General features: G+C 62.6%; 18 protein-coding genes. 10 read left to right on the forward strand and 8 right to left on the reverse strand.

Annotated elements, in window-relative coordinates; translation table 11 throughout:
- The first annotated feature begins 278 nt into the window (after positions 1-278).
- From ACGYK9_RS14805 to ACGYK9_RS14825, 5 genes are read left to right on the forward strand one after another with little or no spacing between them, the layout of a single operon-like run.
- Positions 279-2,243 carry a 4Fe-4S binding protein gene (locus tag ACGYK9_RS14805; protein ID WP_394411761.1) on the forward strand — a complete coding sequence of 655 codons (1,965 nt, stop codon included), beginning with the start codon at positions 279-281 and terminating at the stop codon, positions 2,241-2,243.
- 27 nt (positions 2,244-2,270) lie between these two features.
- Positions 2,271-2,474, forward strand: coding sequence for a DUF6494 family protein (locus ACGYK9_RS14810; RefSeq protein WP_394411758.1), 204 nt, complete (start codon positions 2,271-2,273; stop codon positions 2,472-2,474).
- Positions 2,475-2,479: 5 nt separating this feature from the next.
- On the forward strand, positions 2,480-3,550 hold the full coding sequence (apbC, locus tag ACGYK9_RS14815) for an iron-sulfur cluster carrier protein ApbC (RefSeq protein ID WP_394411755.1): 1,071 nt from the start codon (positions 2,480-2,482) through the stop codon (positions 3,548-3,550).
- Positions 3,547-4,263 (forward strand): DUF4444 domain-containing protein, encoded by a 717-nt coding sequence (locus tag ACGYK9_RS14820; protein ID WP_394411752.1) that lies wholly within the window; start codon positions 3,547-3,549, stop codon positions 4,261-4,263. The genes apbC and ACGYK9_RS14820 overlap by 4 nt, the downstream gene beginning before the upstream one ends.
- Entirely contained in the window at positions 4,260-4,745 is a 486-nt protein-coding gene (locus tag ACGYK9_RS14825; RefSeq protein WP_271690283.1) for a DUF6505 family protein, read from the forward strand. Before ACGYK9_RS14820 ends, ACGYK9_RS14825 begins: the two co-directional genes overlap by 4 nt.
- Positions 4,746-4,787: 42 nt before the next feature.
- On the opposite strand, the gene ACGYK9_RS14830 is transcribed toward ACGYK9_RS14825, so the two are convergent.
- From ACGYK9_RS14830 to ACGYK9_RS14840, 3 genes are read right to left on the reverse strand one after another with little or no spacing between them, the layout of a single operon-like run.
- Complete coding sequence (locus ACGYK9_RS14830; protein WP_394411749.1) at positions 4,788-5,600, reverse strand: substrate-binding domain-containing protein; 813 nt, start codon at positions 5,598-5,600, stop codon at positions 4,788-4,790.
- The gene (locus ACGYK9_RS14835; protein WP_394411746.1) at positions 5,597-6,310 is read right to left on the reverse strand and encodes an ATP-binding cassette domain-containing protein; all 714 of its coding nucleotides are present in this window, start codon (positions 6,308-6,310) and stop codon (positions 5,597-5,599) included. Before ACGYK9_RS14835 ends, ACGYK9_RS14830 begins: the two co-directional genes overlap by 4 nt.
- A complete protein-coding gene (locus tag ACGYK9_RS14840; protein ID WP_394411743.1) occupies positions 6,307-7,011 on the reverse strand; it encodes an ABC transporter permease in 705 nt (234 codons plus the stop codon). Before ACGYK9_RS14840 ends, ACGYK9_RS14835 begins: the two co-directional genes overlap by 4 nt.
- A 451-nt stretch (positions 7,012-7,462) precedes the next feature.
- On the opposite strand from ACGYK9_RS14840, the gene repA reads away from it, so the two are divergent.
- The 4 genes from repA (at position 7,463) to ACGYK9_RS14860 (ending at position 13,081) form a co-directional block, all read left to right on the forward strand.
- Positions 7,463-8,638 carry a plasmid partitioning protein RepA gene (gene repA, locus ACGYK9_RS14845; RefSeq protein WP_394411740.1) on the forward strand — a complete coding sequence of 392 codons (1,176 nt, stop codon included), beginning with the start codon at positions 7,463-7,465 and terminating at the stop codon, positions 8,636-8,638.
- Positions 8,638-9,633 carry a plasmid partitioning protein RepB gene (gene repB, locus ACGYK9_RS14850; RefSeq protein ID WP_394411737.1) on the forward strand — a complete coding sequence of 332 codons (996 nt, stop codon included), beginning with the start codon at positions 8,638-8,640 and terminating at the stop codon, positions 9,631-9,633. Before repA ends, repB begins: the two co-directional genes overlap by 1 nt.
- 178 nt (positions 9,634-9,811) lie before the next feature.
- On the forward strand, positions 9,812-10,963 hold the full coding sequence (gene repC / locus ACGYK9_RS14855) for a plasmid replication protein RepC (protein WP_394411734.1): 1,152 nt from the start codon (positions 9,812-9,814) through the stop codon (positions 10,961-10,963).
- A 141-nt stretch (positions 10,964-11,104) separates the two neighbouring features.
- Positions 11,105-13,081 (forward strand): cache domain-containing protein, encoded by a 1,977-nt coding sequence (locus ACGYK9_RS14860; RefSeq protein ID WP_394411731.1) that lies wholly within the window; start codon positions 11,105-11,107, stop codon positions 13,079-13,081.
- Between the two features lie 21 nt (positions 13,082-13,102).
- Here the strand turns inward: ACGYK9_RS14860 and ACGYK9_RS14865 are convergent, their stop codons facing one another.
- The 5 genes from ACGYK9_RS14865 to ACGYK9_RS14885 form a co-directional block, all read right to left on the reverse strand.
- A complete protein-coding gene (locus ACGYK9_RS14865) occupies positions 13,103-14,155 on the reverse strand; it encodes a M42 family metallopeptidase (protein WP_394411728.1) in 1,053 nt (350 codons plus the stop codon).
- 94 nt (positions 14,156-14,249) lie between these two features.
- Complete coding sequence (locus ACGYK9_RS14870; RefSeq protein WP_394411725.1) at positions 14,250-15,563, reverse strand: TRAP transporter large permease; 1,314 nt, start codon at positions 15,561-15,563, stop codon at positions 14,250-14,252.
- Positions 15,560-16,063, reverse strand: coding sequence for a TRAP transporter small permease (locus ACGYK9_RS14875; RefSeq protein ID WP_394411722.1), 504 nt, complete (start codon positions 16,061-16,063; stop codon positions 15,560-15,562). Before ACGYK9_RS14875 ends, ACGYK9_RS14870 begins: the two co-directional genes overlap by 4 nt.
- 58 nt (positions 16,064-16,121) lie before the next feature.
- Positions 16,122-17,141 (reverse strand): TRAP transporter substrate-binding protein, encoded by a 1,020-nt coding sequence (locus ACGYK9_RS14880; RefSeq protein ID WP_394411719.1) that lies wholly within the window; start codon positions 17,139-17,141, stop codon positions 16,122-16,124.
- A 138-nt stretch (positions 17,142-17,279) separates the two neighbouring features.
- The gene (locus ACGYK9_RS14885) at positions 17,280-17,774 is read right to left on the reverse strand and encodes a MarR family winged helix-turn-helix transcriptional regulator (protein ID WP_067266533.1); all 495 of its coding nucleotides are present in this window, start codon (positions 17,772-17,774) and stop codon (positions 17,280-17,282) included.
- 137 nt (positions 17,775-17,911) lie between these two features.
- Between ACGYK9_RS14885 and ACGYK9_RS14890 the strand changes: the two genes are divergently transcribed.
- Positions 17,912-18,862 carry a PDR/VanB family oxidoreductase gene (locus tag ACGYK9_RS14890; protein WP_394411716.1) on the forward strand — a complete coding sequence of 317 codons (951 nt, stop codon included), beginning with the start codon at positions 17,912-17,914 and terminating at the stop codon, positions 18,860-18,862.
- Positions 18,863-18,870: the final 8 nt, after the last annotated feature.

An 18,870-nucleotide genomic window follows, 5' to 3' on the forward strand; every position in this document is an offset into this window, starting at 1 on the left:
AAAAACCCGGCTTTCGAGACAAGATGGCCCGCCGGTTCTGCCCGTCAATGGCGCCTCGGCCTATTTGTCTAACTTGAGTATTTTGATCGGAAAACCGGCAAATCGCCGATATCGAATCACCCGGGCGGCAAGGAGCCGCGCCGCCCCGCCGATCGCCCCTGTCGCGACGCGGTCGCGCGGCGAATTCCGGTTGTAGGAGGTGGCAAATCCCGTCTAGCTTGGGGCCTCAGCCGTCGCCGGAGAGGCCGCGGATTGACGTGCGAAACAAGGGAAAATTCATGGCCAAGACATTGATAACATGCGATTGCGCAGGGTCGCAGCGTATCGATTCCGATGCATTGGCCGAACGTACAGGTTTGGCGGTCACCCCCCCCTGTTCGGCCCTCTGCACCACCCAGATCGACCGTGCGGCCAATGCGCTCACCGCCGGGGATGCCATTTTATGCTGCACCCAAGAGGAGCGGGTCTTTACCGAATTGGCGGAGGAATTGGGCCTGCCGCCTGCCCCCCTTCTGGACCTGCGCGACCGGGCCGGATGGTCCGATGACCCCCGGGGCAAACTACCCAAAATGTCCGCCCTCGCGACGGAAGCGCTGTTGGACGTTCCGGCTGAAAAAACCATCGACGTCGCCTCCGAAGGGCTTTGTCTGATCGTCGGGCGCGGTCCGGCGGCTCTGGAAGCGGCGGCGCAGCTGAAGGACCACCTCAGCGTCACGCTGTTGATAGACGACGCGGTGACCGAGGCCGAGGACAACCTGCCCGAGGTCCGCGATTTCGACCTGATCTCCGGCAAGCTGCGTCGCGCCAAGGGCGCACTTGGTCAGTTCGAGGTGGTGATCGACGCGCTCCGGCAGGTCGACCCGCGCGGCCGTGGCCCGCTGACCTGGACCGCGCCGCGCGACGGCGCGCGCAGCCAATGCGACATCATCCTCGACCTGCGCGGCGAGACGCCGCTCTTCCCCGCGCACGAAAAACGCGAAGGCTACCTGCGCGCCGATCCGGGCCATCCGGCGGGCGTGGCCGCCGCCATTCTGGCGGCCTCGCATCTCACCGGCACCTTCGAGCAGCCGCTCTATGTCCGCACCGAGCCGCTGCTCTGCGCCCATTCCCGCGCCGGGCAGACCGGCTGCACCGCCTGCCTCGATCTCTGCCCCACCGGCGCGATCACCCCCAACGGCGATCACATCACCGTCGATCCGATGATCTGCGCGGGCTGCGGCGCCTGTTCATCGGCCTGCCCCTCGGGCGCGATCAGCTATGATGCGCCGCCGGTGGATTTCACCATGCGCCGGGTCCAGACGCTGGCGCGCGCCTATCTCGAAGCGGGCGGCGAAGCACCGCGCCTGCTAGTCCACGATGCCCACGGCGCCGAGATGATCCGCCTCGCCGCGCGCCACGGCCGCGGGCTGCCGGCGGACGTGGTGCCGATGGAACTCGACGCCCTCGCCGCCTTCGGTCATGCCGAGGCGCTGGCCGCGCTGGCTGCCGGTTTCGCCCATGTCTCCCTGCTCCTCGGCCCCAAGGCCGACCGCGACGCCATCGAGACCCAGACCGCGCTGGCCCGCGCCATCGCGGGCGAGGCGCGCATGTCCCTGATCGACACGCCCGACCCCGATGCGCTGACCGATATCCTCTACGATGGCGCGGCCCCTGCCCCCGTCGCCCAGCCCGTGCGCCCCATGGGCAGCCGCCGCCAGATCGCCCGCCAATCCGCGCGCGCGCTGAACCCCGAGGCGGAGGTGCTGGACCTGCCCGCCGGTGCCCCCTACGGCGCGGTGCTGGTGGACAAGAACGCTTGCACGCTCTGCCTCTCCTGCGTCTCGCTCTGCCCCTCGGGGGCGCTTGGCGACAACCCGGACCTGCCGCAGCTGCGCTTTCAGGAGGACGCTTGCCTGCAATGCGGCCTCTGCGCCAATGTCTGCCCCGAGGATGCCATCACCCTCGCGCCGCGGCTCGACCTGACCGAGACGGCGCTGAGCCAGCGTGTGCTGAACGAGGAAGAACCCTTTGCCTGCGTGGAATGCGGCAGCCTCTTCGGCGTGAAATCCACCGTCGAGCGGATCACCGACAAGCTGCGCAGCCATTCCATGTTCGCCGACGAGGCCAAGCTGCGGATGATCCAGATGTGCGATGATTGCCGCATCAATGCGCAGTATCACAGCACGAACAACCCGATGACGGGCGGCGAACGTCCCCGGCCCCGCACCACCGACGATTACCTCTCCAAACGGCGCGACCACTAGGCCGCCCCCAAGCACAGGAGCCACCCCATGAGCGAAGACTTCAACATGTCGATGCGCAAGTTTCTCAAGCAGGTCGGCGTGACCTCGCAGCAGGCCATCGAGAAAGCCATGCGCGAACACGACACCGCCGGCAAAAATTTCCCGGTTCAGGCCGTGATCTCGATCCCGGAACTCGGTCTTGAACACACCATCGACGGCACCATCGCCGGCGCGGACAAGGGCGAGGCATAAGCGACGTGACTGCCAGCAGGGAAGCGGTCCTGACCGCCTTGAAGACCGTGACCGATCCGGCCACGGGCACCGATATCGTGGCCAGCGGCGTGATGCGCGCGCTGAACGTGGACGCCGAAGGCGCGGTGCGTTTCGTGATGGAAATTCCGCCCGCGCAAGCCAAGGCCTATGAGGAGGCCAAGGCGCAGGCTGAAGCCGCGCTGACACAGGTCGAGGGGGTCTCGAAAGTCTCCATCGTGCTGACCGGCCACAGCGAGAAGGCCCCGCCCCCCGACCTCAAGCCGCAGCGCAAAGCGAAGCCTTCGGGCCCGCAGAAGATCCCCGGTGTGGAGCGGATCATCGCCGTGGCCTCGGGCAAGGGCGGCGTGGGCAAATCCACGGTTTCGGCGAACCTCGCCTGCGCGCTGGCGGCTCAAGGCCGCCGCGTGGGGCTCCTGGATGCCGATGTCTACGGCCCCAGCCAACCGCGCATGCTCGGGGTTTCGGGCAGGCCCGCCTCGCCCGATGGCAAGACCATCCTGCCGATGCGCAACCACGGCGTCACCATGATGTCGATTGGGCTCATGACCAACGAGGATCAGGCCGTGGTCTGGCGCGGGCCGATGCTGATGGGCGCGCTGCAGCAGATGATGACGCAGGTGCAATGGGGCGCGCTCGACGTGCTGATCGTGGACCTGCCGCCGGGCACCGGTGACGTGCAGATGACGCTGGCGCAAAAGGCGCAAGTCGACGGCGCGGTGATCGTCTCTACCCCGCAGGACGTGGCCCTGATCGACGCCCGCAAGGGCATCGACATGTTCAACCAACTCAAGGTGCCGATCCTCGGCATGATCGAGAACATGTCGACCCATGTCTGCTCCAACTGCGGTCACGAAGAGCATGTCTTCGGCCACGGCGGTGTCGCCTCGGAGGCCGAGAAATGGGGCGTGCCGCTCTTGGCCGAAGTGCCGCTCGACCTGCAGATCCGTCTTGCCTCCGACGGCGGCGCGCCGATCACCGTGAGCCAGCCCGACAGCAAGCAGGCCGCGGCTTTCCACGTCATCGCCAAGACATTGGTCGACAGCGGCGCGGCATGAGCGAGACCCTGTCCTTTCCCCCGTTGATGTCGGGCGAGGCGGTGACGGGCGATGCCCTCGCCGCCGCCTGCGCCCGCGCGGCCGAGGGCTGCGACGCGGGGCTGATTTGCTACCGCTTGGGCGAGACGGAGATCGAGGCCGCGCTGGTCTTCGCCCCCGAGGTGCCGCTGGCGCGCGCCGTGACGATGCTGCCGCTCTGCGGCGTCGGATTTCAAAACGCCCTCGGCGCGCTGTCGCCGCCCGAGGTGGCGGTTCAGCTGGACTGGGACGGCGGCATTCGCCTCAACGGCGCTTCCTGTGGCCGTTTTCGCATGGTAGCATCCACGAGTGACGCTCAGGCGGTGCCCGACTGGCTCGTCGTGGGCTTCACCCTGCCGCTCTACCCTGAAGACGATCCCGAGATGACCCGGACCGGCCTCACCCCCGACCAAACCGCGCTCTATGCCGAAGGCTGCGCCGAGATCCAGCCCCCTGCCCTCGTGGAATCCTGGGCGCGGCACAGCTTGCATTGGATCAACCGCTGGGAGGACCTCGGCCCGAAATCGCTGCACGGTGAATGGCGCGGGTTGGTCTTCGACCTCGACACACAGGTGACCGTACAGGGCCAAAGCGGTACATTCATCGGTGTCGACGAGGATTTCGGCATGTTACTGCGGGACAAAGAGACCACCCGTCTCATCCCGCTCACCACCCTATTGGAGCCCGCCCCATGACCCTCAAACTCGCCCGCGCGATCCATTTCGACGAAAGCGACCGCAACGTCTTCGCCTCCCCCGCCCGCACCGGCGAATGGTGCATCTCGGGCGGGTTCGAGTTCTCGGACTGGACCGAGGGTGATCTTACCGGCAAGGCACGCCAAGCCTTCGCCAACGGCTGGCTGGGGCTGGAAACCTTTGGCCGCGTCACCTTCGTCGCTGTCACCCAGATCGAAGAGGCCGAGGTCGAAGCACTCACGGCCCTGCTGGCGCAGCATTTCGTGACATACTACGGCGCGCCCTCGGTCGATGCGGCACGCCCCGTGGCGAAGGAGGAACTGGCGCAGATGGTCGATCTCTGCGCCGATCACGCGCCCAATTGCCTGCTCACAGTGGCGCGCGAGCTGACCGAGGCGGGCGTGCGCGAAAGCTTTCGCATGATCCAGCCGCAGGACGCAGGCCTCGAGCAATTCGCCATCCACGGCGACTTGCCCGAATGAACCACCCGCGCCCCGGCAGGCGCGGATGGTCTCTAACAAAGGCTATTCAGTCTCTGCCGCGTTGAAGACAAAGAGCGTCTCACCGTTGATCTTGTAGTCATTGATCAAGGTTTTCGCGCGGTCTGATGTCAGCCAATCCTCCAACTTCAAGGCCAGTTCGTTTTTCACATGCCCATGCATTTCGGGATTCACCGGCAGATAGGCATATTGGTTAAACAGAACCGGATCGCCCGCGTAGAGCAGCGCCAGATCGCCTTTGTTTCCGAAGTTCAGCCAGCTCGCGCGGTCCGACATGACATAGGCGGGCATCCCCGACGCGGTGTTCAGCGCGGCGCCCATGCCCGCACCGACAGCATTGTACCAATCCCCGAATGCCGCCGGGTCAAGGCCCGCTTCGGCCCAGAGGGACAGTTCCTTCTTATGCGTACCGCTGTCGTCCCCGCGGCTCACGAAGGCAGTCTCCGCCTCGGCGATTGCGCCCAAGGCGGCCGTGGCCGCCTCCGACCCTTCGATGCCCGCCGGATCGTCTTTCGGCCCGATGAAAACGAAATCGTTATACATGATCTCGGTCCGGTGGCTGCCAAAGCCGCCTTCGACAAAGGCTTCTTCCGCCTTGCGCGAATGGACGAGGATCGCATCTACGTCGCCCGCCTCACCTAGTTTGATCGCCTGCCCGGTGCCGACGACCAGCAGTTGAACGTCCAGATCAAGGTCCGCCGCGATCTCGGGCAAGAGCACGTCCGCAAGGCCCGAGTTGTTGAACGAGGTGGTCACCGCCATCTTCATCACATCCGCGGCCTGCGCGGCACTGCTCATCGCCAGCGCGGAAATTGCGCCGATCATCCAATGTTTCATTCTACGATATCTCCTCTTAGAAATGCCTGAGCCTCTGCGGTCTCAGGTTGGTTGAAAAACACATTTGCGGGACCGGCCTCATGCAGACGGCCCCCCAGCAGAAACAAAACGTCATCGGCCAAACGGCGGGCTTGGCCAAGGTCATGTGTCGATAGGATCAGCCGCGTGCCGGTCGATTTCGCCGATTGCAAAATCGCCTCGATCTCTCGCGTCGCGCGCCCGTCCAATGCGGCACAGGGCTCATCCAGAAACAGCAATCTGGGTTTGCAGATCAGTGCACGGGCAAGGGCCAGCTTTTGCTGCTCACCGCCCGAGAGCACCGGGGCCGCGCGGCCCAAAAGCGGCTCTAACCCGACGCGGTTGGCCCATTCCTCGGCTTCTTTTCGCGCGTGGGCCTTTGACACGCCGCGCAGACGCAAGGGGTAGATGAGGTTCTCAAGCACCGTACGTCGCAGCATGACCGGGCGCTGAAAGACAAATGCTTGGTGATGCCGCGCCTCCTCGGTCGAGCAAGCCCACTCGATCTCTCCAGCCGAGAGCCGTGCGGTGCCGTGCAGCAGTTGCAACAGCGTGGTCTTCCCCGCGCCGTTCGGCCCCATCACAACCGTAGCGCCCTGCCCGTCCAGCGTCAGATCGATCGGCCCCACCAGCCGCTGCCCACGCCTGCGGCTTTCGATCGCTTTGGCCTGCATCGGGAAAAGCTGCGTCACCACCGGCCCTCCCGCTCCGTCCGGCCCAGCCAATGGATGGCGAGGTTCACCGCCACCGCAAGCCCAATCAGCACAAACCCGAGGGCGAGCGCCAAGGCGAACTCCCCCTTGCCAGTTTCAAGCGCGATGGCCGTGGTCAGCACGCGCGTCGCATGGTCGATGTTGCCGCCGACGATCATGATCGCTCCGACCTCGCCAATCGCGCGGCCAAACCCCGCTAGTGCTGCAGTCAGCAACGCGCGGCGAGAGTCCCAGAGGAGGGTCCGTATCTTCTGGCCCTGCGTAACATTCATCGAAATCAGAAGGTCATGATATTCCTGCCAAAGCTCACGGATCGACTGATGCGCGATGGAAGCGATCAGCGGCACGATAATGATCACCTGCGCGATGATCATCGCCGGGGGGGTGAAGAGCAGTCCGAACACCCCAAGCGGCCCGGAACGGGAGAGAACCACATAGACGATCAGCCCCACCACGACCGGCGGCAGCCCCATGAGCGCGTTCAATATGGCAATGACCAACCGCCTTGCGCGGAACCGTTTGACGGCGACCAAAGCGGCGAGGGGCAGTGCGATCAGGCAGGCGACAGCCAAAGCAGAGAGGGTGACACGAAGAGACCGGCCGGCGATCTCCACCAGCTCGGCATCGAAGGTAAAGACAAGCCAAAAGGCCTGCGTCATACCGCTCCAAATATCGACCATCTCGCGGAGGCCTCCCCCGAATAGGAGCCCGCGGCCCCATCGCCCGCGCAGAGTGTCAGGACTATCCTTCGGGCGCCAGAGTCTATGGGCGTGAAATTACCTAGGAAGACAGGCTGGCTTTGATTTTACCTCGCTCAGAAGGACAGAAGGTCAAGTTGACCCACCTGTGATTCCCGCGAAAGGAAGGATGTGGCTCTAACAAGGGGGAGCGGACGCGCGCGTGGGGTTAACTCGTGGTTGGCGAGGGCCTTTTGCCGCAAGGATAGTTTTATTCTTTATCTACAATCACTTCTGTCGAGTGGGACATTCTATCTTTGCGTTTGGCCAGATAATTAATGCCGCCTTACCCTCTCCTTCCGCAAGAATCTATTGCAAGCTTCGCTCCAATCGCATTAAGTAACGGAAACAAAAGCGCTACCGAATAATAGCGTTACTGAGAGCGAGGGCAGATGTGACGGACACGGTACACATCAATACACGGATCCGCCGTAATGCGGAAACGCTTTCCGAGGCGTTGGAAAGTCACATGCTGAAGGTCTTTGCACCTGACGCGCGCAAGGAGTTGCGCCGCTTCTCCGCCGGGGAAGCGGCTGAATTGCTTGGCATTTCCACGAGCTTCCTTCGCAAACTCCATTTCGATAATAAGATCGTCGATGTACAGACCAGCCCCGGCGGGAGGCGGCACTACAGTGCCGACGATCTGCTGTCGATCCGGCGGACATTAGAATCCACCGCAAAAACCCGCGGCGCCTATAAACGCGGCCGACGTGAAGGGGATAAACTGCAAGTATTGTCCTTTTTGAACTTCAAGGGCGGTAGCGGCAAAACCACGAGCGCGATCCACGCGGCACAGCGGTTGGCCCTCAAAGGCTATCGCGTGCTCTGTGTCGATATCGACCCACAAGCGTCTCTAACAACGCTATTTGGCTATCGGCCTGAGTATGATTTCCTGAACTCTGGCACCATTTACGATGCGATCCGCTATGATGATCCAGTGCCCTTGGCCGATGTGATCCAAACCACTTTCTTTACGGGCATTGATTTGGCCCCGGGCGGGTTGATGCTGCAGGAGTTCGAGCACGAAACGCCTCAGGCACTGCTCAACAACACGCAGCCCCCGTTTTTCGCGCGTTTGGCGACATCCTTGCAGGATGTAGAGCAGAATTACGATGTGGTGATCTTCGATTGCCCGCCGCAATTGGGCTATCTGACCATGTCGGCGCTCTGCGCCTCGACGGGTGTGTTGATCACAGTGGTCCCGAACATGCTCGACGTCGCATCCATGTCGCAATTCCTTCAGATGAGCGCCGATCTGCTCGATGTCGTCTCTAACGCGGGGGCAAGCATGGAGTTCGACTTCCTGCGCTTCCTTATCAACCGCTATGAGCCGAATGACGGGCCGCAGCAGCAGGTTCTATCCTTCTTGCGGCAACTCTTTGACGAGGAAGTCATGGTGGCCCCGATGCTGAAATCCACTGCGATTTCTGACGCGGGGCTGACCCATCAGACCATTTATGAGGTGGACAGGTCGCAGTTTCATCGGACGACCTATGACCGCGCGGTGGATTCACTCAATCTTGTGAATGATGAGATCGAAAGCATGATCCAGAAAGCATGGGGGCGGTAATGGCACGTAAAGGTATTTTATCATCCGCACCAGCGAAATCTCCCAAGACGGAGCCGCCGAAAACGCCCGCGTTAGAGCCTAATAAGAGCCGGAGCAAGCCTAGCCTCATGCCTCGTGGGGCTGTTGGAGCGCTACAGTCCTCATTGAACCGGATGCAAGAGAATGCAGTTCAAGAATTGGACGGCAGGCTGATTGACATGGCCGGCGTGGAAGACCGTTTAGGGACTGATACGCAGGCTCAAAAACAGTTACACGACAGTCTGAAGACCTATGGGCAGCAGGTCCCGGTTCTGGTTCGACCGCATCCGCAAACCCCGGGAAGGTTCGAGATTGTCTACGGGCGGCGGCGACTTCAGGCGCTGAAAGTCCTTGGGATGCCGGTGAAAGCGATGGTCCGTCAGCTGGATGACCACGCTTTGGTAATGGCGCAGGGCCAAGAGAATACGGCCCGTCAGGATCTCTCTTTCATCGAGAAAGCCAGTTTTGCAGCGCAACTCGATACGGGGGGCCATGACCGGCAGACAATCGCGGATGCGCTTTCGATCGACCTGCCAATGGTCAGCCGGATGCTCAAGGTCGGCCATGCGTTCGATCTGCCCTTTCTGCGTCAGATCGGGTCGGCGCCATCCATCGGGCGTGATCGCTGGATGGCACTGGTCAAATTGTTTGAACAACCGGGCGCGAAAGAACGGGCAGAAAAACGAATGGCGCGACCCGATTGGGACGGGTTCACCTCGGATGAGCGGTTTGAGGCGATTTTCGCTGAGGCTTCGACGACCCCTGAAAAGTCTGCCGCCTCCCCTGCCCCATCGGCCAAGCCCCGCACGCTGCGGAGCCGAGATGGCAAAGCGCTCGCGGACATTCGCAGCGGCAAGCGTGGTGTCACGGTCACCGTGCCCGCCCGCGCAGCGGAAGGTTTTGATAAATGGCTCGATGCACATGCAGAAGAGCTTTTGCAGGAGATTCACGACCGCTGGCAGAAGACCCGCGCGTGAGACATTGAGGAAGTAGCAACAGGAGGCACATCCAAGACCACAAAAGAAAAGCCCCCCAGGATAAATCCCGGAAGGCCCTTCTCAAACTTTGCACCTTCGAGATAGCCCCAAAGATTTATCGATGTCAACTCTACCCAATGGGATAGGGCCGGTATTTTGTTGTCTTTTGTGATTTTAGATGGAAAACACGTTCCGAACTACGTTCGGGCGGCCTAAATCGGCTACCCAAGTGGAATGCAAGGGGCCGGACAAATGGGCTTTGCTCGACCGGCTGACAACCGCGGCAGAGGCTTTCGAGCTGTCGCACCGCACTCTCACCGTATTGAAGGCTTTGCTGAGTTATCTGCCAAGCCGGCATATTCCAGATGGCGCGGCGGGCATTGTATTTGCCTCAAACGCCCGGCTCTCTGAACGGCTTCACGGTATGCCCGAGAGCACTCTGAGGCGGCATCTGGCGCAGTTGGTCCGCGTGGGCCTGATTGCGCGGCATGATAGCCCCAACCGAAAGCGTTTTGCACGAAACCAAGGGGGCGCGATTGCGCTGGCCTTTGGATTTGACCTCGCCCCCCTCGTGGTTCAGGCAGCGATGATCGAGACAGCAGCTCAGGCTGCCGAGGCAGAGCAGGAGCGCTTGCAGGCGCTGAGGGACCGCGTTCTGGTCCTACGGCATGCGCTGATCCGTGAGGGTTGCAGCGAGGAATTGGTTAATGAGGCGGGCCGGGTTCTGCGGCGCAAACCGGATGAAAGGGCGTTGTCTCAGCTTGAGACGGCGCTCCGTGTGGCACTTGGAAATGCCCGTGGAGAAGAACCTGCGGGCGAAATAGCACCCCTCCCCCCTGCCCCGATTACGGATCAAATGAGCGCCAACGACGGCGAAATTGAGCGGCACATACAGGAATCAGATAAATCCTATTTTGTCTCTGAAGAGCGCGGCCACGGTGATGTTGCCCCTCGTACGGCTGACAAAGCCGAACCTGACTATTCTGAGAAAGAAGAAGGCGTATCATTCGCGGATGTCGTGGACGCCTGCGCAGAGGCCCGCAGCTTTTTCCCGGGTGAAATGCGTAACTGGGGAGACCTTGTGCGGGTCGGAGACCGGATTGCGCCGATGCTGGGGATTGACCCGCCCGTGCTAAATGAGGCAAAACGAGACATGGGCCCGGAGAGCGCTGCTGTGACGGTCCTTTGCTTGCTTGAGAAAGCCGCGACGATCCGTAGCCCCGGAGCTTATCTGAGGCGTTTGACGCAGATGGCCAGAAATGGTGCGTTTTCCCTTGGTCCGATGGTCTCAGCTTTGGCAAACCGGCGAAATTGTCAGCTGACAATTTGAAAATCATATGTTTTACAGTGACTTAGGTTAACTTACGCCTGGCAGTTTAAGAAATTGAGCGTTCTATCGGCAAAATCCCTCCATATGCTTCACCCTCCTTGGCTCAACGGCTAACTTAGGTGAAGCTCTCCGGGAAAACCCATGACCTCTGTCCGCCTCCGCCTACTTATCCTCGCGCTCACACCGCTCATTGTGCTGATGCCGCTTCTGTTGGTTCTGGGCATGTCACGCTGGACGGCGGATTATGACGAAGTCCTCATCGCGAATGTTGAAAGCGAGCTGAGGATCGCCAACCAATATCTCGCGCGGTTGTTGGCGCAGACGGGCAATGAGTTGGACGCCGTCGCCGGGTCCGTCGAATTCGCCCGGCAGCTTGATAGCCCGACGGCAGAACAAGCGGCTTTCTTTGCTGTAACACAGGACCGGCTGGGATTGGATTTTCTGCAATTCCTCCCCGTCGACGTCGCCGTCGAAGACGGAGAGGATTGGCCGGTGATCGCCCGCGCAGCGCGGGGCCAGAGCGGCGCGGAGATCGATGTATTCAGCAACGCACGGCTGACAAGGTTGAACGACGCCCTCGCGGTCCGCGCGCAGGTGCCGGTGATCGATACGCCCGCCGCCGTGCCGACGGACCGAAAGATCGAAGACCGCGGCATGGTGGTTCACGCTGCGAGCCCGGTTGATTTGGACGGAAAGCAAGGGGTCTTGGTGGGCGGGATGCTGTTGAACCGCAACCTCGACTTTATCGATACGATCAATGACCTCGTTTATCTCAACGCGGTGACCGGTGGGGACAGGCAGGGCACGGCGACGCTTTTCCTAGATGACCTGCGCATCTCGACCAATGTGCGCCTTTTCGAAGATGTGCGCGCCCTCGGCACCCGGGTCTCGGCAGAGGTGCGGGAGGCCGTGTTGATTGAGGGGCGCACTTGGCTCGACCGGGCCTTCGTAGTGAACGATTGGTACATCTCTGGCTACCAGCCGATCACGGATAGTTTCGGCGAGCGGGTAGGGATGCTTTACGTCGGCTTCCTCGAAGCACCCTTTGCGCAGGCGAAGCGGGAGGCGTTCTGGTGGATGCTGGCTGCTTTCTTTGCCGTGCTTGCGCTGTCGGCGCCGGTGTTCCTTTGGCTGGCGCGCGGTATCTTCTCGCCGCTTGAACGGATGACAAAAGTCATGCACCGGGTCGGCAAGGGGGAACTCTCGGCGCGGATCGGCGCGGTCCCCGCACGGGATGAGATCGGGGCGGTGGCGCATCACCTCGATTGGTTGCTGGAGCAGGTGCAGGAACGCGACCGGCAGTTGCGCAGCTGGAATGACGCGTTGAACCAGCGGGTTGATCAGCGCACTGCTGAACTGCGCGAGGCGAACGAGAAGCTGGAGCAGACATTCCGTCAATTGGTGATGAGCGAGAAGCTCGCCTCCATCGGTGAAATCACCGCGGGGGTCGCGCATGAGATCAACAATCCCGTCGCGGTGATCATGGGCAATGTAGATGTCATCCGGGAGACGCTCGGCCCGGATGCAGAGCCGGTGGCCACGGAACTCGGCTTGATCGACCGGCAGCTGTCACGGATCGAGGTCATCGTCGGCAAATTGCTCAAGTTCGCCGCGCCATCCGAGTTTTCTGATTGTGAACATAATATTGCGCTGCGGCCCTTGGTGCAGGACTGTCTCGTGCTGGTCGATCACCTCATCAGCCGGGGCGGGATCGAGGTGCATTGTGATCTGGACGAGGTGCTGGCGGTGCGTGCGGACTCCGGTGAGATCCAGCAGGTCGTGGTGAACCTTGTGGTCAATGCGGTGCAGGCGATGCAGGGGGCAGGGCGGTTGGCATTGTACCTTAGCCCTGAGGATCGCGACGGCGTGGCCGGTGTGGCGTTGTCGGTGCATGACAGCGGACCGGGGGTGCCTGAGGCGTTGCTCGGCTCGCTTTTCGATCCCTTCTTTACCACCAAACCGGGGGAGGGGACGGGCTTGGGCCTGTCGATCTCTCAGACGCTGATCCAGCGGGCCGGCGGGATCATCACGGTCCGCAATCGGGCGGAAGGGGGCGCGGCCTTTACCGTTTGGCTGCCGCAAGCCCCCGAGGATGCGGGCCCCCCTGTCCACGCGTGACGCGGAGGGGGGCAGGGGGCTTTAGGCTGCCTTACCGTCAAAGCCCTCAAGATAGGCCACGAGGATATCGAGTGCGGCTTGCAGGTCACCTTTCGATACCATCTCGGTCACCGTGTGGATGTAGCGGGTGCCGACCACGATCCCCACGGCCCGCGCGCCAGCGGCGGCTTGCTGCGCCGCAGCACCGTCTTGCCCGCCTGCGGCAAGCATGGTGCGTTGGAAGGGGATGTCGCGGGCTTCGGCCAGCTTTTCGATGTCGCGCACGAGGTCCATATCGGCGATGAAGCTGCTGTCGCGGACGTGCAGGCCAAAGCCTTTACCGAGCCGCGTGGTCGAGAGGTGCTCAGGCACGCCGGGCGTGTCACAGGCCAGCGTCGTGTCGATGCCAAGGCCGATGTCGGGCTGCACGTTATAGGCCGCCGTGCGCGCCCCGCGCAGGCCGACTTCTTCCTGACAGGTGAAGGCCACATGAATCTCCGCGCCACGCCCCTTGTCGGCCAGCTTGCGGATCGCCTCGATCCCCAGCCAGCAGGCCACGCGGTTGTCGAGCGCTTTGGAGACGAACTGCTCACCCATCTCAAGGAATGGCTCGTCCATAACCACGAAGTCACCGACCTTGACGATCTCCTTCGCCTTCTCGCCCAGCCCGAGGTCGACGAAGAATTCCGAGACTTCGGGGATCTTCTTACGGTCTTCGGGGGAGGAGATGTGGATGGGCTTGCCGCCGGGGTTCATCACGCCCTTCAGATCGCCCTGATCGGTGCAGACCAGCACCCGGCGCGAGAAGAGGTTGCGCGGATCGAAACCGCCCACGGGCTGCAGGTAGAGGAACCCGTCTTTCGACACATGGCTGACCAGAAAGCCGATCTCGTCCATATGGCAGAGCAGCATGATCTTGGGCGCCTTGCCATCGCCCGCCGTCGCATCCCGGCGGCAGAGGAGGGAGCCCATGGCGTCGGTCTCCACATGGTCGAACAGCCCTTCGATCTCACGGGTGATCAGATCGCGCACGCGGTGTTCGCGCCCCGGAACGCCGGGGGTTTCGCAAAGGTCTTTGAGTAGGTCGATGTTCATGCTGGCCTCATCCTTGGTGATTTGGCCGCACTATCGCGCCGCGCCTGCCGAAGTGCAAACAGACGCGGCCCGATGAGGCTGAGAGGGCAGGGGGCTACATCTGACCCGGCAGGAACAGCACCAGCGCGGGGAAGACGAGCAATAGGATCAGCCGCAGGATATCGACCAGCCAGAACGGGGTGACGCCGCGAAAGATCGTGCCGGTGGAAACATCGCCCACCACGCCTTTAAGGACAAAGACGTTAAGGCCAACAGGCGGGGTGATCAGGCTGATCTCGGTCACGACGACGACGATGATGCCGAACCAGACCGGATCGAAGCCAAGGCTCGTGACCAGTGGGAAGAAGATCGGCACCGTCAGCAGCAGCATCGACATGCTCTCGAAAATGCAGCCGAGCGCGATGTAGATTAGAAGGATCAGCCCCATTACCACCCAAGGGCCAAGGTCGAGGGCGGTGACGGTGGCCAGCAGCCCTTCGGGCAGCCCCGCGAGGTTCACGAAGTTGGAGAAGATCCACGCCCCGATCAGCACAGAGAAGAGCGAGGCGGAGGTGAGCGTCGTCTCCTCCAGCACTTCACGCAGGCCCCGCCAGCTGAGCCCGCCGCGCGCCCAAGCGATGAGGAAGGCCCCCGCCGCCCCCATGCCCGCGGCCTCGGTCGGTGAGAAGGCGAGGTGGATCGGCCAGAAGTCCAAGACCCCATAGAGCCCGCCGATGACCAACGCGAAAAGCGCCAGCACCGACCAGACGTGATTGAGCGCGCGTAGCCGCTCGCCCCAAGTCGCACGGGGGCCGGCGGGGCCGGCCTCGGGGTTCATGGCGACGGAAAAGCGCACCGCGCCGAGGTAGAGCAGGATGCCCAATGCGCCGGGCACGATGCCCGCGATGAACAGCGCGCCGATCGAGGTCTCGGTCAGCAAGCCATAGATCACGAGGATCACCGATGGCGGAATCAGGATGCCGAGCGTGCCCCCGGCGGCGATGGAGGCGGTCGAGAGGCTGTCGGAATAGCCGTATTTGCGCATCTCCGGCATGGCGACCTTGGACATCGTGGCGGCGGTGGCGAGCGATGAGCCGCAGATCGCCGCGAAGCCCCCGCAAGCGACGATGGTGGCCATCGCCAGACCGCCCCGGAAGTGGCCCAAAAAGGCGTTAGAGACTTGGTAAAGCTCGCGGCTGATCCCGCCTTTGTTGACGAAAAGCCCCATCAGGATGAAGAGCGGGATCACCGACAGGCCGTAGTCTTGGCTGGTGTCGATGATCAGCCGCGACACCATGGAGATCGACGCGCGGTAGCTGGTCTCATAGACCAGCCCGATCATCCCGACGAGGCCCATGGCAAAGGCAATCGGCAAGCGCAGCAAGACGAGGACGAAAACGGCGGCAAAGCCGATGGCGGATGCGATCATGTGGCAGGGTCCAGAAGTTGCGGCGCAAAAAGGCGCAAAAGCCCGCGCAGGATCAGCACAACGGCGGTGAGATAGGTCATCACCGCGATGAACATGCCGATGTAGAAAGTCGGGATTTCAAGATATTCGGTCACGTCGCCATAGCTCGCCGCCCGGTAGGCGAGGTCGACGACCCGCCCCGCCGGAAACCACAGCATCACCCCGCAGCCCAGTGTCACCAGCCCGTCGCGCCAGCGTTGCAGCCCCCAGTTCTCAAAGGGGCGGTCCAAAAGATCGGCGGCGATATGCCCCTCGCGGCCCGACAGGACCGGCAGGGCAGAGAAAACGATCAGCGCGATGCCGATGCGGATCAACTCGGTTGCGGCTTCGATGGGCGCGTTGAAGACCGACCGCATGATGACATCGGCAAAGGTCAGCACCATCAGCGCGAAGAGCGCGAGAGAGGCCATCGTCATCGGCAGGGCCGAGAGGGCGGCGGTTAGGCGGATTAAAGAGCGCATGGCGGTTCCCTGGCTGGGGGCCGACCGCGTTTGCGCCCGGCCCCTTTGGCGGTGGGGGTTATTTGCTGGCCTTCGCCATTTCCTCACGCATCATCTCATAGGCGGCCTGCCCATCGACACCGGCCTCGTCGAGCTCTGCGATCACCTTGTCGCGCACCTTGGCGGCCATCTCGGCAAAGCGGGCTTGATCCTCTTCCGAGGCGGTGACGATCTTGTTGTCGCCCGCGGCCTCGGTCGCCTCACGCGCGTCGACGTCGCTCTGGTCCCAAACCGCACCCATCATGCGGCTCGCCGTCTCGCCAAAGACTTCGCTGTCGAGCTTTTGCTGCACGTCTTCGGGCAGGCTGTCGAAGGTCTCTTGGCTCATGATGACCGAGAAGGAACCGCGGTAGAACCCGCCGGGCATCTCATAGACGTTCTTGGCCACTTCGTTGAGCTTGAAGCTGATCCGCTCGCCCATGTTCATGGCCACGGCATCGGCGGCCCCGGAATCGAGTGTTTCGTAAACCTTGGGCGCGGGCACCTGAATGCCGACGAGGCCAAGCTCCGCCCCCACATCCGCCGAGACACCACCGCCGAGGCGGGTTTTCAGCCCCTGCAGATCGTCGAGGGTGTTCACCTCTTTGTTGGAGTGGATTTGCCCCGGTCCGTGGGTTGTGAGCGCGATCACCTTCACGCCGCGGTGCTCGTCCAATTCAGACAGCATCGCCTCATGCACGCGCCAATGGGCGACCGATGCGGCCTCGGCATTGCCTTCATAGCCGGGGATTTCGACCAGTTTTGTCCCAACGAAACGACCGGGCGTGTAGCCGTGGAACAGAATGGCGATATCGGCGGCCCCGTCCAGCAGCAGGTCCATCTGCGCGGGCGGCGGGGCGAGGCCATTTTTCAGCTCGGTTTCGATCAGCCCATCGCTGGCCTCGGCCATCATGTCGGTCAACTGGGTGAACATGCCGGTGTTGACCGGGTGGCTTGGCGGCAGCCATGTGGAAATGGTCAGCGTCTCGGCGGCGAAAGCGCCGGTCGCGGTGCAGAGCGCAAGCGCACTCGTCGTGAGAAACTTGGTGAATTTGGTCATTTTGGGCTCCTCCCCATACCGTTCGATATGCCTTGGCGGGGTTCTCCCAAACCCGTATCGCCAAGTATATGCTTTTTCATGTATTCACATTTACAGCACGATTGGAACCATTTTTTGCGCCCGGGGCAAGGGCGCTGATCAGCCGCGAAGATCGCCCGTGTCGTCCAAGGCAGCGAGGAGCGATTTCAGCGCGGGCTTCAACTGTGCCCCCTCATTGCCCTTCAGCATTTCCATCAAGGCGGCCTCGTGGCGGCGCGCTTGCGGCACCAGTTCGGCGGCCAGCGCGCGGCCCGCGTCGGTCAGATACACCCGCACGCGGCGGCCATCGGCGGGGTCGCTGCGGCGAAGCAGCAGGCCGCGTTCCTCCATCTGGGCGATGATCCGTGTGAGGCGGGATTGTTCGGCCAGCGCCCGGCGCGCGAGCTGCGTGATCATCGCGCCATCAGTGTCCGACAGGCAGGCCAACACGCGCCATTCCGGCACCCGCAGCCCCGCTTTGCGCACCTGCGCGTGGAACTGCGCGCTCGCCACATCGCTGGCCGCCGCCAAGAGATACAGCAGGTAATCCGAGACGAATCCCCCCTCCTGACCCGTCTCCTTTTGGGCGGTTGCATCGGTCTTTTGCTGCGTCACACCAGTTAACCCTTTGATGGAAAGAGGGCTCCTTGCGCCTCGGCCTCTCTAAATGGCGGGCAAATTCGCGCTTGGCAAGAAAACCCTTGACCGAAACTATATGAAAAATCATATTGTTTGGCAGGGGAGGACATCACATGTCGAAGATCAACGCCATCGTGCGCAGGGTCACAGCGCTGACCGACCGTATCAGCGAGTTCGAGATTGCAGCCGCCGACGGCAGCCCGTTGCCGCATTGGGACGCCGGGGCGCATGTGCTTTTCGATCTGCCCGATGGCGACAGCCGCGCCTATTCCCTGATCACCTTCGATCCGATCCCCGAGGCCCCCGAAAGTTACCGCATCGCTGTCCAGCGTGAACCCGAGGGCAAGGGCGGCTCGACCCATATGCACGGGCTGAAGCCGGGGGCAGAGATCACCTGCGCCGCGCCAAAGAACGATTTCCCCTTGTCCCCGGATGCGCCCGCCGTGCTGCTGGCGGGGGGGATTGGCATCACGCCGATGATCTCGATGGCGGCGACGCTCAAGGCCGCGGGGCAGGACTTCACCTTTCACTATACGGGCCGCAGCGCGCCCGTCATGGCCTACCGCGATGCCCTACGCGACAGTTTCGGCGATGCGCTGCATCTGCATTGCGATGATGACGCCACGGCGCTGGACCTCGGCGCGGTGATCGACAGCCTCGGAGCCCATGCGCATCTCTATGTCTGCGGCCCCAAAGGGTTGATCGACGCGACCAAGGCGAAAGCCGAAGCCGCGGGCATCGCCGCTGAGCGCATCCATTTCGAACTCTTCGACGCGCCGCAGGAGCAAGAGGGCGACAGTGCTTTCGAGGTTGAAGTCGCCTCAAGCGGTGAGGTCTTCACCATCCCCCCCGGCCAATCGATCATCGATGTGTTGGAGGCGGGCGGCGTCGACGTCATGTACGACTGCCAGCGCGGCGACTGCGGCATCTGCCAATGCGATGTGCTCAGCGGCACCCCCGATCACCGCGACGTGGTCCTGTCCGAGGCCGAGCGCGCGGCGGGCAATGTCATGCAAATCTGCGTCAGCCGCGCGAAATCTCCGCGCCTTGTGCTCGACATCTGAGGGAGGAA

Origin of the sequence: Sulfitobacter sp. 1A15258 (genome assembly GCF_043557045.1) — a bacterium.
GTDB lineage: Bacteria > Pseudomonadota > Alphaproteobacteria > Rhodobacterales > Rhodobacteraceae > Sulfitobacter > Sulfitobacter faviae.

What these genes read in the sequence shown, in the direction of transcription:
- ACGYK9_RS14830 (WP_394411749.1), bottom strand. Translation starts at nt 5,600, where the DNA reads ATGAAACATTGGATGATCGGCGCAATTTCCGCGCTGGCGATGAGCAGT.
- repB (WP_394411737.1), top strand. Translation starts at nt 8,638, where the DNA reads ATGGCACGTAAAGGTATTTTATCATCCGCACCAGCGAAATCTCCCAAG.
- ACGYK9_RS14880 (WP_394411719.1), bottom strand. Translation starts at nt 17,141, where the DNA reads ATGACCAAATTCACCAAGTTTCTCACGACGAGTGCGCTTGCGCTCTGC.
- ACGYK9_RS14875 (WP_394411722.1), bottom strand. Translation starts at nt 16,063, where the DNA reads ATGCGCTCTTTAATCCGCCTAACCGCCGCCCTCTCGGCCCTGCCGATG.
- ACGYK9_RS14820 (WP_394411752.1), top strand. Translation starts at nt 3,547, where the DNA reads ATGAGCGAGACCCTGTCCTTTCCCCCGTTGATGTCGGGCGAGGCGGTG.
- ACGYK9_RS14890 (WP_394411716.1), top strand. Translation starts at nt 17,912, where the DNA reads ATGTCGAAGATCAACGCCATCGTGCGCAGGGTCACAGCGCTGACCGAC.
- ACGYK9_RS14810 (WP_394411758.1), top strand. Translation starts at nt 2,271, where the DNA reads ATGAGCGAAGACTTCAACATGTCGATGCGCAAGTTTCTCAAGCAGGTC.
- ACGYK9_RS14870 (WP_394411725.1), bottom strand. Translation starts at nt 15,563, where the DNA reads ATGATCGCATCCGCCATCGGCTTTGCCGCCGTTTTCGTCCTCGTCTTG.
- ACGYK9_RS14860 (WP_394411731.1), top strand. Translation starts at nt 11,105, where the DNA reads ATGACCTCTGTCCGCCTCCGCCTACTTATCCTCGCGCTCACACCGCTC.
- ACGYK9_RS14805 (WP_394411761.1), top strand. Translation starts at nt 279, where the DNA reads ATGGCCAAGACATTGATAACATGCGATTGCGCAGGGTCGCAGCGTATC.
- ACGYK9_RS14840 (WP_394411743.1), bottom strand. Translation starts at nt 7,011, where the DNA reads ATGGTCGATATTTGGAGCGGTATGACGCAGGCCTTTTGGCTTGTCTTT.
- ACGYK9_RS14865 (WP_394411728.1), bottom strand. Translation starts at nt 14,155, where the DNA reads ATGAACATCGACCTACTCAAAGACCTTTGCGAAACCCCCGGCGTTCCG.
- repC (WP_394411734.1), top strand. Translation starts at nt 9,812, where the DNA reads ATGGAAAACACGTTCCGAACTACGTTCGGGCGGCCTAAATCGGCTACC.
- ACGYK9_RS14825 (WP_271690283.1), top strand. Translation starts at nt 4,260, where the DNA reads ATGACCCTCAAACTCGCCCGCGCGATCCATTTCGACGAAAGCGACCGC.